At 74.6% G+C, this 15,472-nt stretch carries 12 protein-coding genes; 6 read left to right on the top strand and 6 right to left on the bottom strand.

Features of this window, described 5'->3' with window-relative positions; translation table 11 throughout:
- Nucleotides 1–116: 116 nt before the first annotated feature.
- Nucleotides 117–1,343, top strand: coding sequence for an AI-2E family transporter (locus KG102_RS07675; protein WP_208213667.1), 1,227 nt, complete (start codon nucleotides 117–119; stop codon nucleotides 1,341–1,343).
- A gap of 3 nt (nucleotides 1,344–1,346) precedes the next feature.
- Here KG102_RS07675 and KG102_RS07670 read toward each other — a convergent pair whose 3' ends face one another.
- From KG102_RS07670 to KG102_RS07660, 3 genes are read right to left on the bottom strand one after another with little or no spacing between them, the layout of a single operon-like run.
- Nucleotides 1,347–4,925, bottom strand: a complete 3,579-nt coding sequence (locus KG102_RS07670) for an error-prone DNA polymerase (protein ID WP_208290078.1) — start codon at nucleotides 4,923–4,925, stop codon at nucleotides 1,347–1,349.
- Entirely contained in the window at nucleotides 4,918–6,759 is a 1,842-nt protein-coding gene (locus KG102_RS07665; RefSeq protein WP_208290079.1) for a DNA polymerase Y family protein, read from the bottom strand. The genes KG102_RS07670 and KG102_RS07665 overlap by 8 nt, the downstream gene beginning before the upstream one ends.
- Nucleotides 6,756–7,667 carry a hypothetical protein gene (locus KG102_RS07660; RefSeq protein WP_208290080.1) on the bottom strand — a complete coding sequence of 304 codons (912 nt, stop codon included), beginning with the start codon at nucleotides 7,665–7,667 and terminating at the stop codon, nucleotides 6,756–6,758. Before KG102_RS07660 ends, KG102_RS07665 begins: the two co-directional genes overlap by 4 nt.
- 376 nt (nucleotides 7,668–8,043) lie before the next feature.
- Between KG102_RS07660 and KG102_RS07655 the strand changes: the two genes are divergently transcribed.
- The 5 genes from KG102_RS07655 to KG102_RS07635 are packed head-to-tail and all read left to right on the top strand — an operon-like array spanning nucleotide 8,044 to nucleotide 12,137.
- Nucleotides 8,044–8,712 carry a Pr6Pr family membrane protein gene (locus tag KG102_RS07655; RefSeq protein WP_208290081.1) on the top strand — a complete coding sequence of 223 codons (669 nt, stop codon included), beginning with the start codon at nucleotides 8,044–8,046 and terminating at the stop codon, nucleotides 8,710–8,712.
- Between the two features lie 7 nt (nucleotides 8,713–8,719).
- A complete protein-coding gene (locus KG102_RS07650) occupies nucleotides 8,720–9,244 on the top strand; it encodes a YbhB/YbcL family Raf kinase inhibitor-like protein (protein WP_208213672.1) in 525 nt (174 codons plus the stop codon).
- A complete protein-coding gene (locus tag KG102_RS07645; RefSeq protein ID WP_208290082.1) occupies nucleotides 9,241–9,807 on the top strand; it encodes a YbaK/EbsC family protein in 567 nt (188 codons plus the stop codon). The genes KG102_RS07650 and KG102_RS07645 overlap by 4 nt, the downstream gene beginning before the upstream one ends.
- Before the next feature lie 48 nt (nucleotides 9,808–9,855).
- Nucleotides 9,856–11,163 (top strand): Fic family protein, encoded by a 1,308-nt coding sequence (locus KG102_RS07640; RefSeq protein ID WP_208290083.1) that lies wholly within the window; start codon nucleotides 9,856–9,858, stop codon nucleotides 11,161–11,163.
- A 32-nt stretch (nucleotides 11,164–11,195) separates the two neighbouring features.
- Complete coding sequence (locus KG102_RS07635; protein WP_208290084.1) at nucleotides 11,196–12,137, top strand: acyl-CoA thioester hydrolase/BAAT C-terminal domain-containing protein; 942 nt, start codon at nucleotides 11,196–11,198, stop codon at nucleotides 12,135–12,137.
- A gap of 4 nt (nucleotides 12,138–12,141) precedes the next feature.
- Here KG102_RS07635 and KG102_RS07630 read toward each other — a convergent pair whose 3' ends face one another.
- Genes KG102_RS07630 through KG102_RS07620 form a run of 3 tightly spaced genes read right to left on the bottom strand, consistent with a single transcriptional unit; the run spans nucleotide 12,142 to nucleotide 15,452 of the window.
- Complete coding sequence (locus tag KG102_RS07630) at nucleotides 12,142–12,969, bottom strand: TrmH family RNA methyltransferase (protein ID WP_208290085.1); 828 nt, start codon at nucleotides 12,967–12,969, stop codon at nucleotides 12,142–12,144.
- Nucleotides 12,970–12,973: 4 nt separating this feature from the next.
- Nucleotides 12,974–14,185 carry an endo-1,4-beta-xylanase gene (locus KG102_RS07625; protein ID WP_208290086.1) on the bottom strand — a complete coding sequence of 404 codons (1,212 nt, stop codon included), beginning with the start codon at nucleotides 14,183–14,185 and terminating at the stop codon, nucleotides 12,974–12,976.
- Between the two features lie 28 nt (nucleotides 14,186–14,213).
- Nucleotides 14,214–15,452 carry an MFS transporter gene (locus KG102_RS07620; RefSeq protein WP_208213678.1) on the bottom strand — a complete coding sequence of 413 codons (1,239 nt, stop codon included), beginning with the start codon at nucleotides 15,450–15,452 and terminating at the stop codon, nucleotides 14,214–14,216.
- Between the last annotated feature and the right edge of the window lie 20 nt (nucleotides 15,453–15,472).

The raw sequence follows: 15,472 nt of genomic DNA, 5'->3' as shown, positions 1-15,472 counted from the left end.
TCAGGTGCGGCAGAAAAGATAGCACGGCGCGGCGGGCGAGCACGCATCGGCCGGGAGAGGGACACTGGCCGCACGAGCCAGTCCAGGCTGTCACCAGGCACGACGCAGGGAGACCCATGACCGACGTCAACGGCTCGACGGGACGCGGGCCGGCCAGCCCGACGGCACGCCGGGTCGCCGGTGCCCGACGCAACCCGAGCGCGTACGGCTCCGAGCAGACGGCACCGCGCTGGCTGCGTGGTGCCGCGGGGGTGTCGTGGCGCCTGCTCGTGGTGATCGCGATGGTCGCCCTGGTCTTCTACGCCACGTCCCAGGTGCAGCTGCTGTTCGTCGCGGTCTTCCTCGCGCTCGTCTTCACGGCCGTCCTGCGGCCCGTCGTCGACCTCCTCGGGCGCGTGCTCCCCCGCGGCCTCGCGACCGCGCTCGGCATCCTCGGCGGCATCGTCTTCTTCCTCGGCCTGCTCACGTACGTGGCGTACTCGATCGCCAACCAGTGGACCGACCTGGCCAAGCAGTTCAGCGAGGGCATCGACCAGATCATCGACTTCCTGGAGAACGGCTCACTGCCCTTCACCATCACCAACGAGCAGATCGCCGAGGCGATCACCAACGGCCAGCGGTGGGTCCAGGAGCACGCGGGAGACCTGGCCAGCCAGGCCGCCGCGGGGGCCGGGTCGGTGGTCGAGGTCTTCACCGCGCTCGCGCTCGCGATCTTCTGCACGGTGTTCTTCCTGGCACGCGGCCGTGAGATGTGGACGTGGTTCCTCAACCAGCTGCCCGCCCGCACCCGTGAGAGCTGGAAGACGGCGGGCGGTGCCGGCTGGTACACGTTCTCCGGCTACACCCGCGGCACGGTGATCATCGCGGTCACCGACGGCATCCTGGCCTTCATCCTGCTGAGCATCCTGCGGGTGCCGCTGTCGGCCCCGCTCGCGGTCCTGGTCATGATCGGTGCGTTCATCCCCCTGATCGGGGCGCCGCTGGCGATGGTCGTCGCCATGATCGTGGCGCTCGCCGCGAACGGCCTGCTCGCCGCCGCGATCGTCGGTGTCGGCATCGCCCTGATCGGCCAGTTCGAGGGGCACATCCTGCAGCCGCTGGTGATGGGCAAGCAGGTGGCGATCCACCCGGTGGTCATCGCGCTCGCCGTCACCGGGGGCACCCTGACCGCAGGCATCCTGGGCGCCGTCATCTCGGTGCCGCTCGTCGCGGTGTGCTGGGCGGTCTTCTCCCGGCTGCACACCCCCGACCCGCCGATGGACGAGGACGAGGCGGACGACGACGTCGAGCCGGTCGAGAGCGTCGCGGAGATCGAGGACGACGAGGTCGTCTCTCAGGCCTGAGCCTCACCGGAAGTCCCGCGACGCCGTCCTGACCTTCAGCGACATGGGCGTCAGGTGCTCCGCGACCAGGTTGGTGGCACCGTCCGACCGCTCCAGCCGCCCGCGGACCACCAGGGCGCGCGAGGTGCGGGCGACCTTGCGGAACTTCTGCCACAGCCCCGCCGAGCAGATGATGTTGAGCAGCCCCGTCTCGTCCTCGAGCGACAGGAAGGTGATCCCGCCCGCCGTGCCGGGCCGCTGCCGGTGGGTGACGACGCCCGCGACGGCGACCCGTCGCCCGACCTCGTGGGTGTACGCCTGCTCGACCCGCAGGACCCCGGCGGCATCGAGCCCGTCCCGGACGAACTGCGTCGGGTAGGAGTCCACGGAGACGCCCGTGGCCCACACGTCCGCGGTCGCGATCTCCACGTCGCTGAGCCCGGGCAGCATCGGCGCGCTCACCCCGACGGAGACGCCGGGCAGCGTGTCCGGTCCCTCCTGCGCAAGCGCGCCGGCCGCCCACAGCGCCTCACGGCGCGTGACCCCCAGGCAGTCGAGCGCACCCGCGGTGGCGAGCGCCTCGAGCTGAGCGGTGGACAGCTGCACCCGCCGCACCAGCTGGCGCAGGTCCGTGAACGGGCCGTGGGCGCGGCGCTCGTCCACCACCCGCTGCGCGACGTCCTCGCCCACCGATCGCACCGAGGCCAGGCCGAGCCGGACCGCGAGCGAGCGGGCGCCGTCCCCCGTGCGCACCCCCGCAGCGGTGACCGGTCCCGTCCCGCTCGGCGTCGGTACCAGCAGCGGCTCCCCGCCGGGCGGCGTGGGACCGAGGCGCTCCACGCACGCCTGGACGTCGGAGGCCTGCACGTCCGGGCGCAGCACCTCCAGGCCGTGCCGACGGGCGTCGGCGGCCAGGCTCTGCGGGGAGTAGAAGCCCATCGGCTGCGCCGCCAGGAGCCCCGCGTAGAACGCGGCAGGGTGGTACACCTTCAGCCACGCGCTGGCGTAGACCAGGAACGCGAACGAGTACGCGTGCGACTCGGGGAAGCCGAAGTCGGCGAACGCCTTGAGCTTGTCGAAGATCTGCCCACCGGTCTCGGCATCGATCCCGTGCGTGGCCATGCCGGACATCAGCCGCTCCCGCATCGCCTCCATCCGCTCGGTCGACCGCTTGGAACCCATCGCGCGTCGCAGCTGGTCGGCCTCCGCCGGGGTGAAGTCCGCGACGTCGATGGCCATCTGCATGAGCTGCTCCTGGAACAGCGGCACGCCCTTGGTCTTGGCCAGCGACTTCTCCAGCAGCGGGTGCAGGTACGTGACCGGCTGGCGGCCGTGCGCGCGCTCGATGTACGGGTGCACCGAGCCGCCCTGGATGGGTCCGGGGCGGATGAGCGCGACCTCGATGACGATGTCGTAGAACGTGCGGGGCTGCAGGCGCGGCAGGGTGCCCATCTGCGCGCGCGACTCCACCTGGAACACCCCGACCGTGTCCGCGGCGCTGAGCAGGTCGTAGACGCGCGGGTCCTCGGCCGGCAGGCCGTGCAGGTCGAGCAGCTCACCCTCGTGCTCGTGCACAGAGGTGAACCCGATGCGCAGCGCGGTGAGCATGCCCAGACCCAGCAGGTCGAACTTCACCAGCCCCGCGTCCGCGCAGTCCTCCTTGTCCCACTGCAGCACCGTGCGGCCCGGCATGCGCGCCCACTCCACCGGGCACACCTCGATCACCGGCCGGTCGCACATGACCATGCCGCCCGAGTGGATGCCGAGGTGCCGCGGCAGCCGCAGGAACCGGTCGGCCAGGTCGATGACCTGCTCGGGGATCTCGTCGAGGTCGCTGGCGGACGGCGGCAGGACCGCCGGGACCACGTCGTGACCGTCGGCGGTGACCAGGCCCGGTGTGTCGACGCCCTTCGCGGCGCGCAGCACCGACGGCGGCTCCCACGTGTTGCCCCACATCGAGGCCTGCGTCCGCCGGCGCTCGTCGCGCGCCGTGGTAGGCACGTGACCGGCGTGGTCCACGTGCGGCCGCGCCGGTCGACCCGACGCGGACGGCTTCTCGGGCGGCGGTGCCGGTGCCGGTGCGGGTGCCGGTCGCAGGCTCCCCCACCGCTCGATCGACGACGCCCACGCGTCCTGCTGCCCGGTGTCGTACCCGAGCGCCCGCGCGGCGTCCCGGACGGCCGACCGCGGCCGGTAGGAGATGACGTTGGCCACCTGGGCGGCGTGCGAGCGGCCGTGCTTCTCGTAGACGTACTGGATGACCTCCTCGCGCCGCGCGGACTCGATGTCCACGTCGATGTCCGGCGGCCCGTCCCGCTCCGGAGCGAGGAACCGCTCGAACAGCAGGCCGTGCCGCACCGCGTCCACGGCCGTGACCCGCAGCGCGTAGCAGACGGCGGAGTTGGCAGCCGACCCGCGGCCCTGCGCCATGATCCCGTTCCGGCGACAGAAGTCGACCAGGTCGTAGACCACGAGGAAGTACCCCGGGAAGCCGAGGTCCTCGATGACGGTCAGCTCGTGCGCCAGCTGCGCGTACGCACCCGGAACGCGCTCTGCCTCGGGCGGTCCGTAGAGCTCGAGCGCGCCGCGGCGGACCAGCTCGCGCAGCCACGTCGCCTCCGTGTGCCCGGGCGGCACCGGGTAGGGCGGCAGCCGGGGCGCGACGAGGGACAGGTCGAACGCGCACTCGGCGGCCAGGCCCGCCGCGGTCGCCACTGCCGACGGGTGCCGACGGTGCAGCGCGAGCATCTCGACGGCCGACCGCAGGTGCGCCGTCGGACCGCCGGGCAGCCAGCCGTCCAGGTCCTCCAGGGACGAGCGGGCGCGCACCGCGGACAGCGCGGCGGCCAGGTCGGCGTCGCTCGGGGTGGCGTAGTGCACGTTCCCCGTGGCGACGAGCGGGAGGCCGGCGTCCGCCGCGAGGTGCGCGAGCGCGTCGGCGCGGTCCGCGTCGTAGGGGTCGCCCACCGCCGTGGTCTCGACCGCCACGTTGTCCCGGCCGAACAGCGCGACGAGCCGGTCGAGCTCGGTGCGCGCCGCCTCGACCCCCGCTGTGGTCACGCCGGTGACCCCGGACGGGTCCCCGCCCGCGAGCGCGCGCCGGACCGCCCCCTTGCGGCAGCCGGTGAGCACCAGCCACTGCCCGGCGGCCGTGGCTGCGAGCTCCTCGAGCCGATAGTCCGCGGCGCCCTTCTTGCCGGTCCGCAGGTGCGCCTCGGCGATCGCGCGGGACAGGGCCCGGTAGCCGTCGGGTCCGCGCGCGAGCACCAGCAGGTGCGAGGCCCGCGGGTCCGGGACGCCCGTCGGCAGGTCGAGCACCGGGGGTCCTGGGGTGAGCCCGGTCTTCTCCCGCGGGTGGCGGCGACCGTCCGGCGCGGGAAGGTGCAGCTCCGCCCCGAACACCGTCGGCAGCCCGACCGCCTTGGCCGCCTGCGCGAACCGCACCACGCCGTACAGCCCGTCGTGGTCGGTGAGCGCGAGCGCGCCCAGCCCCAGCCGGGCCGCCTCCGCCGCGAGCTCCTCGGGCTGGCTGGCACCGTCGAGGAAGCTGAAGGCCGAGTGCGCGTGCAGCTCGGCGTAGCGCGGGGGAAAGCTCTCAGTCATAGGTCGCCTCGCAGGTCCAGCCGCTCGCCGTGCACGCCAGCAGCACCGCCCGGCCGTCGTCGAACGTCACCTGCAGGTGCGCCCGCAGTCCAGGGCGGTCGGCGGCCGCCACCCACCACCGCTCGCTGAGCAGCCACGGCCCGGCCCACCCGGCGACGGCGCGCGGCCCGTCGTCCGCCGTCCGCAGCCGCTCGACGGCGACGTCCCACGCCTCGGCGCGACGTCGCCTGCCCTGGCCTCGGCGACGCTCGTCACCGCGCTCGTGCGCGCGCTCCGCGCGGTCCTCGTCGGACGCCTGCGGCAGCCACCGCACCCACGCGGGCTCCCCGCTCATCCCGCTGCGCACGTCGAGGACCACGGGCGCCCCCGTGGCGTCGCGCACGTCGACCCGCTCGGGCGGGTCCAGCACCGTCGCCGGCGCGGGGTCGGGCAACCGCCCCGGCCACGGTCGGTCCACGGGCCGGGCGGGCTCGGCCTGCTCCCCCCACGGCTGCAGGTGCACCTGGTCGCGCACGTCCCGCCCGCCCTGCAGGGTGGCGACGAGGATCCCCGACCCGCCGACGATCCCCTGCACCCGGTCGAGCGCCCGGTGCGCGCGCAGGTCGCCCCCCGACGGCCCGCCCCACAGCCGCCCCTGCTCGGCACCCGCCGGGGCGACGTCGAGGGCGGTGACCGCGAGGTGCACCAGGGTGACCGCACGGGACTCGTCAGGCCACGGGTCCACCGGCAGGTCGTCGTGCGCCCACGGGTCCTTCCCGGACGCGACGGCGTGCCGTGCCGACCGTGCGCGGGACCGGGCTGCAGGGTCGTCGGCGGCACGTGCCCGGGCCGTCTCGACCGCGCCGGACGCCAACCAGCCCTCCAGCTGCCAGCGGATCCGGTCGGTGATCCGCGCCGGGGTCAGTCCACCCCACCCGCCGAGGTCGGTGCGCCAGGTCCGCACCAGGTCGGTGCCCTCGTCGGTGCGGGCGGAGATCTGCAGCCGGCCGCAGGTCACGGCGTGCTGCACGAGCAGCGCGTGCAGCTCCTCGGCCAGCCTGCGGCCGGCGAACGTCGCGGTGTCCACCCGGTCGAGCGGCGGGTCGAGGTCGGCGGCCACCTCGAGGTCCGCCTCCGGTCGGCGACGCGCCGGTGGCCGCTCGTCGTCCCCGCGGGCGAGCAGCTGCGCCCACGCACCGAGGCGCCCGAAGCGTGCCTGCACGTCGGTGGCGGGCAGGGCGGCGAGGTGGCCGAGCTGCCGCAGCCCCAGGCGGTGCAGCAGTTCGACCAGCTGGGCCACCGCGGACGCCGCCTCGTCGGTGACCGCCGCGTGCAGCAGCTCACCCATCGCGCGCGGCGCCAGGTACGCGGCCGACGTCCCCGCAGGGACCACCGCACCGGTCCGGGCGGCCAGCACCGCAGCCAGCAGCCCGTCGGCGGTGCCGACCGCGCACTCGTGGCCCGAGCCGGCCGCGACCGCGTCGATGAGCTTCTCCGCCAGGGCGTCCTCGGAGCCGTGGTACCGGCTGGCGCCGCCCGCGGGCAGCAGCAGCAGCCCCGCGCGGACCACCTCGATGCCCGCCACCACGGTCTCGGCCGCGACCGCGACCGGCTCGAACAGCCGGACGTCCCGGGCGTCGTCCGCGGGCAGCAGCACCAGCTCGGGGCAGACACCCTGGGCCTGGCGACGACGCATCCCCCGACGCACCCCCTCCGCCCGCGCGAGGGCGGACACCGCGGTGAGCTGCCGGCCGTCGTGCACCGCGGTGGGCACGTGCGGCGGCGTCCCCTCGGCGGTCGCCGCGGCGACCACCGGCCAGTCAGGCACCCACAGGACGGTCGTGCGGGTGCTCATCCGACGAGCCTCAGTCCAGCGACCGGGGTGGCGACCTCGTGGACCGGTGCGGCGGAACCGAGCGGCAGGGTCAGGTCGAGCGAGCGCGGCACGGCGGCGCTGCCTCGGCCGGTGCGGACCAGGCGGAGCTCGTGCGTGCGCAGCCGCCCCTCGCCCGCGTCGACCCCGGTCCACCGGCCCGACTCGACCGTGAGCACCACACCCGCCCCGGGCCAGTCCACGGTCGACAGCAGGACCGACCCCCGGTCCCGGGCGCGCGCGGACAGCTTCCTGCGGTCCGCGTCGGTCAGGGCCACCGGCCCGACGACCACGACGTCCACCCCGTCGAGCAGCGCGGCCACCACGGTCGGTGCGTCCAGGCCCGGCCGCGGCACCACCGCCAGCCGCTCGAGCGACACCCCCGCCTGGGCGGCCGCGAGCAGACCCATGGTGGGCTGACCGACGACAGCCGCCCACGCCCCGCCGGCGCACGCGTGCGCGAGCATCGCCAGGACCAGTGACGTCGACCCGGTGACCACCGTGGTCCCGCCGCGGCGCAGGCCCTCGGGCAGGATCGGGGCCAGCGGCGGCGGGACCGCCATCGGGGGGCGCTCGGTGGTGATGATCCCGGCGGTCGGCTGCTCCGGTGGACCGGTCGGCAGGTCCGGGACCAGCGCGACGAGCGACGGAGCCGGCCCTGCTGACGACAACCCGGGGCGGGCGGCGGCAGGCTCGTGCACGATCGGCTCGGCTGCGGCGGCCATCTCGCGCACAACCGGTTCGGCGGTGATGCCGGAGGTCCGGGGAGCTGTCGCGGCGAGGCCGCCGAGCGGAAGCACGCTGCGCGCGCCGGTGCGCTGCTCGGCGCGTGCGAGGGCAGCCCGGGCGAGCGCGACCCGGTCCTCCCGGGACATGGCGCCGACGGACATGCGGACCTCCTCTCGACCGGCCGATGAGAGGGTGCTCTCGAGACCTCATCGAACATCTGTTCGAAGAGTCTCAGTACACGCTGACCCGCCCGGCGCTGTCAATCCGCCGTCGTCCGGCCGCCCTCCGCCGGCTGTGGCCCCTCGTCGACCCCCTCCCGTGTCCGAGGCAGCCGCTCCTGGTGCTGGAGTTCCCCCTGGGCCGCATGGGGCGATGCAGACGCCACAGCAGCCCCACGGGCACCAGGAGCGGCTGGGTCGGACACGCGCGCGGCGACGGCCTGGGCGTCCACCTGCGGCGCGCCGACGCGCGACGTCGCAGGTCTCGGCTAGGTTCTCGACGCCCGGCGAGCCGTCGGGTCGGACCAGGAGGAACACCATGGGAGTCGTCGCCGGGATCTACCGCCTCGCGCTGGCGGGGATCGGCCTGCTTGCCCTGTTCTGGGCACCCAGCACGGGGCTGACGTTCGACCTCGAGGACTACGTCTACTTCACCAACCAGTCGAACCTGCTGCTCGCGGCGGTCATGCTCTGGGGTGGCGTCGCAGTGCTCACCCGACGCGCGGGGCCGGCGCCCTGGCTGTTCGGCGCGGTGACGCTCTTCATCCTCATCACCGGGCTGGTCTCCTACCTGATCCTCGACCCGGCGCCCCCGGGTGAGGAGATCGTCGCGCTCGGCCTGACCCGGGACCAGATCGTGCACCGGCTCACGCCCATCGCCGCGTTCGTGCACTTCGTGCTGATGGTCCCCCACCGCCGCCTGCGCATCCGCAACGCCGCCTGGTGGCTGCTGTACCCCGTGGCGTACTGCGCGTTCACCACGGTCCGCGGGCTGCTGAGCCCGGGCAGCGACTACCCGTACGGCTTCGTCGACGTCGCGGAGCTCGGCTACGGCGGCCTGCTGCTCAACGTGCTCATCTACGGCGTCGGGTTCTTCGTGCTCGGCCTCGTGCTGGTCGGCATCGACCGGCTGCTGCCCGCACACGCGCTCGTCGGCCGGCGCGACCCCGAGCCGACCCCGCGCGCGTCGCTGGTCCCCGCGCCATGATGTCGCCATGGCCGTGAACCTCACCCGCCCCGTCGCCCCCGACCCCTACTCGCTGCTCCCGCCGGTGCCGGACTTCACGCTGACCAGCGACGACTTCCGGCACGGCGAGCGGATCCCCGACGTCCACACGAACACCGACGCGGGCCGCAACGTCTCTCCGCAGCTGTCGTGGGAGGGCTTCCCCGACGCCACGCAGTCGTTCCTGGTCAGCTGCTTCGACCCGGACGCCCCCGGCCCGGCCGGCTGGTGGCACTGGACCGTCGCCGACGTCCCGGTGACCACCACCTCGCTGGCCACGGGCGCCGAGCTGCCCGCCGGGGCGTTCGCCCTGCGTGGCGACGACGGCGACGCCGCCTACCGCGGCGCCGCTCCCCCGCCCGGCGACCAGGTGCACCGCTACTTCTTCGTCGTGCACGCGCTCGACGTCCCGACACTCGGTTTCGGCCCGGACATGATGCCGGGCGCCGCGAACACCGCCGTCATCTTCCACACGCTCGCCCGGGCGATCCTCGTCGGGACCTACCAGCGGTGACGCTCGGCACGCTGACCTGGGTGCGCGCGCTCGACCATCCCGACCTGCTGGCACCCTCGACGCGGGCCGCGATCGAGGCGTGGGTGGCGGTCGACCCGGCCGTGGCCGACGCCGTCCTGGTGACGGAGATCGACCCCGACCTCGCCGACACCGCCGCGCTCACGGCGGCCTATGAGCTGCCGCCGTCGGCGTCCGCCAACTGCGTGCTCGTCGCCGGACGCCGCGGGGGCGAGGAACGCGTCGCCGCAGCCGTCGTCCGCGCCACGACGCGGGCCGACGTCAACGCATGCGTCAAGCGCCTGCTCGACGTCCGCAAGGCCTCGTTCCTGCCGATGGATCGCGCGGTCGAGGAGTCGGGCATGGAGTACGGCGGCATCACCCCGCTCGGCCTCCCGGCCCGGTACCGCGTGCTGGTGGACGCCCGCGTCGCGGTGGACGACGCCGACGCCGGTCCGGCCGTGATCATCGGCAGCGGGCTGCGTAGGTCAAAGATCGCACTGCCGGGCGCCCTGCTCGCGCGGGCGCCGGGGATCGAGGTCGTCGACGGGTTAGCCCTCGCTTAAAGTTTCTTCGAGTAGCATCGGAGGCAACTTTACGACCGGGAGGCCGGCATGGGCCGCTACGTCACGCAGCAGTGGACGCCGCGCGTGACCGACGGCGTCCCCCGTCGCTACACCCGCTCCGGCACCTACCGGGCGTTCGTCCCCGACTCGCTGCTCGACCACGACCTGCCCGCCAGCCCGCACGTCACGGAGCTCCTGGACGAGGCCGAGCGCCGTGCCCGCGAGGCGGCCGACCTGGCCGCCCACCCGAACCTCGGACAGGTCGGTGACCTGCTGGTGCGATCCGAGGCGACCGCGTCCTCCCTGATCGAGGGGTACGAGCCGACGCCGCGCGCCGTCGCGGTCGCCGACTTCGTGGCGCGCGGCCGGCAGTCCGCCGTCACCGTCGCCCGCAACCTGCACGCGGTACGAGGGTCGGCGCAGCGCGCCCTGGACCCGGACGTGTCCCTGGTCCGCGACGTCGTCGAGCTCCAGCGGCTCATCACCCCGCGGCACGCGGGCATCCGCACCGAGCCGGTGTGGATCGGCGGTCGCACGCCGCTGGAGGCGCACTACAACGCCCCACCGCACGAGCTGGTGCCCGGGCTCCTCGACGACCTCGACGCCTACCTGTCCTCGCAGCGCCACCGGCCCGTCCTCGCGGCGGCGCTGGCCCACGCCCAGCTGGAGACGATCCACCCGTTCGCCGACGGCAACGGCCGCGCGGGACGGGTGCTGATCGGGACCGTGCTGGCCCGCTACGGCCTCGCACCCCGGATCACCCTGCCCGTCAGCACCGCGCTGTTCCGCGACCGCGAGCGCTACTACGCCGCCCTGGACACGTTCCGCCGGGGCGACCAGGGCGTCGCCATCGTCACGGTGGTCGCCGAGGCCGTAAGCGCCGCTGCCGTCGACGCGCTGCGACTGTCCGCCCAGGTCACCCACTGGCAGCGCCGGCAGCGATCCGCCCTCGACGTCTACCTGCGCGACCGGTCGCCCACGGGCCGCGTCCGGCGCGGGGTCGCGTACCGGCTGCTCGACGACCTGCCCGCGCACCCCGTGGTCGACGCCGCGTCGGCGGCAGCGCGGTACGACGTCACCCCCGTCGCCGCCCGCAACGCGCTGGAGTCGCTGACCGGCGCGGGCGTGCTGCGCCCGGACAAGAAGGCGGACCGGACCCGGACCGTCTACGTCGCCACGGAGCTGCTGGACCTCGTCGCGGAACCGGGCACGGCCGCCGGCGCCGACCCCGAGCCGGCCGTCGACGTCCCCGTCGTCGCCGTCGACCCGGAGGCCGAGGCCGCGTGCGGCGCCTGGCTCCCCCGCGCCGGACGCACCTGCCGACTCCCCCGCGACCACCGCGGCCAGCACCGCTGAACCATGTCGGTGGCCGTCACTAGCGTGCTGCCATGAGCCGAACGAATCGTGGTGTCACGCGGAACCGGCAGGTGTGCCGGTCGCACGGGGTGACCGGCGTGCTGGTCGAGCCCCGGGGCGGCTCCGAGCGGGCGGTCGTGGTGCTGGGAGGCTCCGAGGGCGGGATGCACGAGCGGGACGCCGTCGCGCTCGCCGAGGAGGGCTTCACCGCCCTCGCTCTGGCGTACTTCGGCGCCCACGACGTGCCGCCCGTGCTGGTCGACGTGCCCCTGGAGTACTTCACCCGCGCACTGGACCTGCTCGAGTCACGGGGGTTCGGGCCGGGCTCGATCGGGCTGCTCGGTGGATCGCGCGGCGGCGAGGCGGCGTTGCTGGTCGGGAGCCGCGACGAGCGGGTGGGGTCCGTGGTCAGCGTCGTCGGCAGCGGCGTGGTGACACAGGGCATCGACTACCGGGCGGGTCGGCTGGACCGGATCCTGCGGACGCCGGGACCGGCGTGGACGGTCGGCGGTGAGCCCGTGCCGTTCCTGCCGTACGCCGTCTCCCCCGAGCTCGTCGACCTCATCGAGCGGCATGAGCCGGTCGCGCTGCGTGACGCGTTCGCGCCGCTGCCGGCCGACCCCGCCGAGCTGGATCGCGTGAGCATCCCGGTCGAGCGCATCCGGGGCGGTGTGCTGCTCGTGTCGGCCGCCGACGACCAGATGTGGGACTCACCCGGGTACAGCGCGGTCGCCGCCGAGCGGCTGCGCCGCGCGCAGCACCCGTACCCGTGGGCGCACGTGATCCTGCCGGGTGTCGGCCACATGATCGCGGGGCCACCGGGTGGCGCGTTCACCACGAGCCTCGGACCGGGTCCGGGCGTCACCTTCCGCCACGGCGGGGAGCCGGTCCTGACCACGTACGCGCGCAAGGAGACGTGGTCGAGGACGACGGGCTTCCTGCGCTACACCCTGCCGCGCGACGAGCCGGCCTGACAGGTCAGAGGACGCGCGTCGCCCAGAACGCGACCGCTGCGGCAGCCGCCACGTTCAGCGAGTCCACGCCGCCCGCCATGGGGATCCGCACCACCAGGTCGGACTCGGCGACCGTCATCGGCTTGAGCCCGTGCCCCTCGGCACCGAGCACGAGCGCCAGCCGCTCGGGCGGGTCCGCGACCAGCTCGTCGAGCGTGATCGCGTCCTCGGACAGGGCCAGCGCGGCCGTCACGAACCCCGCCTCGCGCAGCGCCGAGATGCCCTCGGGCCAGGGGTCGATGCGCGTCCACGGCACCTGGAACACGGTCCCCATGGACACCCGGACCGAGCGGCGGTAGAGCGGGTCGGCGCACCGTGGGGTGACCAGGACGGCGTCCACGCCGAGCGCGGCGGCGGACCGGAAGGCCGCGCCGACGTTGGTGTGGTCGACGATGTCCTCCAGCACGGCGACGCGTCGGGCGCCCGCGAGCAGCGACGCCACAGGGGCCAGGACGGGCCGGTGCATGGCCGCCAGCGCACCGCGGTGCACGTGGAAGCCGGTGATGGCCTCGAGCACGGGCTCCTCGGCGACGTACACGGGTACGACCGTGTCGTCGGCGGGCAGCCCGGCCAGCAGGCGCTCCAGGTCCGGCAGCCAGCGCGGCGAGAGCAGAACCGAGCGCGGGCGGTGCCCGGCGGCCAGCGCGCGGCCGAGCACGGTCGAGCTCTCGGCGATGTACAGGCCCTTGGCGGGCTCCTGCCGCGAGCGCAGCGCGACGTCGGTCAGGGAGACGTAGTCGGCGAGCCGCTCGTCGGCGGGGTCGGTGACGGGCTGGACGGAGGCGACGGGCACGCGCTCATCCTCCCAGCCGGACGACGACCTCCCTGTCACCGGCCAGCTCGAACGGCACGCCGTCCACCGAGTACGTGCCGCGGAACCCGCGCACCGGCAGGCACCCGGCGGCGGAGGTCCGCACGGTCGTCGGCGCCAGCCACCACTCGTCCTTGACCAGGGCGCGCAGCGCGTCGTACGCGGGTTTCGGGGTGCCGTCGGCGCGCACGAGGCCTCCCGGGGCGCCGAGCCAGGCGCCGTCGTCGGTGATCCCCCAGTACGTCGCGGCCTGCACCGCGGGGTGCCCGACGAGGGTCCGGTAGTGCCGCTCCACCTCGTCGGCCTGCCGCGCCTCGCCCTCGGGGGTCGACGGCCACGACGCCACCTGGTGGTCGTTCAGGTCCTCGATGTGCGGGGGCATGAGCTCACCCGACAGCAGCGTCGTCTCGGTCAGGTGCAACGGCAGACCGAAGCGCGCGAAGCGGTCGAGGATCGCCAGCGTCTTCTCCTCGCCCCAATACCCCTGGTGCATGTGGCTCTGCAGGCCGAGCGCGTCCACCCGGATGCCGGCCTCGAGCACTCCCTCGATGAGGCACTCGTAGGCGGTGGACATGTCGAAGTCGTTGAGCAGCAGGGTGGCCGACGGGTTCGTCTGGCGGGCCGCGTCGAAGGCCAGCCGGATGGTGGGGATGCGCCCACGGTCCCAGGCCAGGCGCGTCAGCCCGTTCGGCTCCTTGTCGAACACCGGCATGATCACCACCTCGTTGATCACGTCCCAGGTGTCGATCACCCCTGCGAAGTCGGCGACCTCGCGCCGGATCCTCGCGTCCTGCACGTCGGCGATCTCGTCCGTCGTGAGGTCGAGCAGCCAGGGTGCGCCGACCGTGTGCCACGCCAGCGGGTGCCCCTTGACGGCGACGCCCCGGTCGGCGAACCAGCGCGCGGCCCGCAGGAGCCGGTCGGTGGCCGGGGCGCCCCGCACGGGCTCGAAGGTGCCCCAGTAGAACGGCAGCGTGGCGGCGTTGAACACGTCGAGCCAGAGGTCGGCGAGGGCGCTGACCTCTGCCCGGGCCGGCTCGTCCTCGTTGGCGAGCCCGACGAGGTCGAACCCGATGTTGCCGAACAGGAACTCGTGCCGCTGCTGGGCGACGACGACGTCGGTGTGTGCGAGCGGGTGCCCGTCCCGGTCGAGGACGGTGACGACGGCGTCGGCGAGCCGGTGCTGCGGCGTGGGCATGCGCGCAAGCCTGCCACGGGGCTGTGGGCTACCGCCCCGCCGCCACGCTGAGCTCCGGCGCCACCGGCGCGGGCCCGCGACCGGACGCCCGTCCGCCGAGAACCGCCGCGACGGCACCCACGAGGGCCACCACGGGCACCACCAGGAACGCCCGGTGCGTGCCGACGGCGTCCGAGAGCGCACCGAGCGCGAAGGGCGCGACGCCGATGGCCAGTCCACCCACCAGCGTCGCGCGCGCCTGCATCGCGTCCGCCCGGCCGGGTGCGGTGGCCAGCAGGAGCGAGATGGCGAGCGGGTACTGCGCGCCGTACCCGATGCCGGCCACGACCAGCCCGACGATCGCGACCGTCGGCGAGGTGGCGGTCCACAGGATCGCCCACCCGCCGATCGCCACGAGGAACGCGACGGCGAGCAGCGCGAACGGCGCCACCCGCAGCGACAGCGGGCCGACGACGAACCGGATCGCGGACATGCCCGCCACCAGCCCGGCCGTGGTCGCGGCGGCGATCCCGGGTCCGGCACCGGTCTGCTCGATCACGAGACCCGTCGCCCAGTACGTGGTGGCGAACTCCAGCGAGACGGCGGCGACCAGCGTCACCACGAAGATGCGCGCGGGCAGCGAGGTCCCGGTCCGGGCGGCGCGCTCGCGGGTGCCCGCGACAGCGACCTGTGGCGGCGTCATCGCGCCACCCACCGGGATGCGCGCCACGACCACCGCGGTGGCGATCGCGAGGACGGCCGTCACGGCGACGCCCGGCCGCCAGCCCCAGCCGAGGGCCACGAAGGCGCCGACGGCCAGCGGACCGAGCAGGCCGACCGACGAGCCGACGCCGTTGCCCTCGGTCACGGCGGCCGACGCCTTGCTCCCGTGCCGGACCGCGAGTCCCGCCTGTGCGGAGCTGATCGCGACGTTGCCGCCCACCGACGCCGCCACCATCGCCGCGAGGCTCCAGGCGAGCGCCGGCGCGAGGGCGAGCCCGAGGGCACCGACCGTCACGAAGCCGCACGCCGCGACGATCGCGTCCCGCCGCCCGCGCGTCCGCACGAGCCAGGGCGTGAGCAGCGAGGCGATGATCGCGCCCGCGGCCATCGCGGTGCCGTGCAGCCCCGCCTGCGCGGCGGAGATGCCCAGCTCGTCCGCGAGCAGGGGGACGCTCGGGTTGAAGCTGTAGAGCAGCCAGCCCCAGATGATGAAGGAGCCGTAGAAGGCGATCGTCATGGGATCGCGGTGGAACCCCGTGGTCTCGGGGCCGGGCGCAGAGGGCATGCGCCGAGCGTACGTGCTGG

It is taken from the genome of Cellulomonas fengjieae (assembly GCF_018388465.1).
Taxonomy (GTDB): Bacteria; Actinomycetota; Actinomycetes; order Actinomycetales; family Cellulomonadaceae; genus Cellulomonas; species Cellulomonas fengjieae.
The sequence above is the reverse complement of the archived record's forward strand: the minus strand, read 5'-3'. Positions and strand labels throughout refer to the sequence as shown.